This is a genomic window from Mycobacterium sp. MUNTM1 (genome assembly GCF_054660795.1).
In genome coordinates, this window is record NZ_BAAGDE010000163.1 from 1 (window position 1) to 340 (window position 340).

2 protein-coding genes are annotated in these 340 nt (G+C 76.5%); both read left to right on the forward strand.

All coding sequences use genetic code 11. From position 1 onward, the window contains the following. The coding region (locus ACYQ8K_RS30240) for a hypothetical protein (protein ID WP_459975067.1) at nt 1-216 on the forward strand (216 nt) is incomplete at its 5' end. After that, nucleotides 213-340: hypothetical protein (locus ACYQ8K_RS30245; protein ID WP_459975070.1), on the forward strand; the 128-nt coding region annotated here is incomplete at its 3' end. The genes ACYQ8K_RS30240 and ACYQ8K_RS30245, both read left to right, overlap by 4 nt.

The following is a 340-nucleotide window of genomic DNA, read 5'->3' on the forward strand; positions in this document are numbered from 1 at the left end:
CCGCCGTCGGAGACCGTCATCCAGCCGACCATCGAAGTGGCGCCAGGCATCACCATTCCGGTCGGTCCGCCCACGACGATCACTGTGGCGCCCCCCGCGCCCGGCGGCCCGCCGGGTGGCCCGGAGTCGGGCGGCCCGCCGGGTGGCCCGTTCGGTGGCCCCCCGGGTGGTGGCGTCCCGCCGGGTGGACCCCAAGCGCCGCCACCTCCGCCGTGACCGACGCCGCGGAGCATGGCGCGACCACCTCACCGCAGCGGCTCGCCGCGGATCTGCGCAGCGCCGACAACCGAGATTGCCCGAGCCGCACCGACTTTCTGGGTGCCGCGCTCGCCGACGTCGT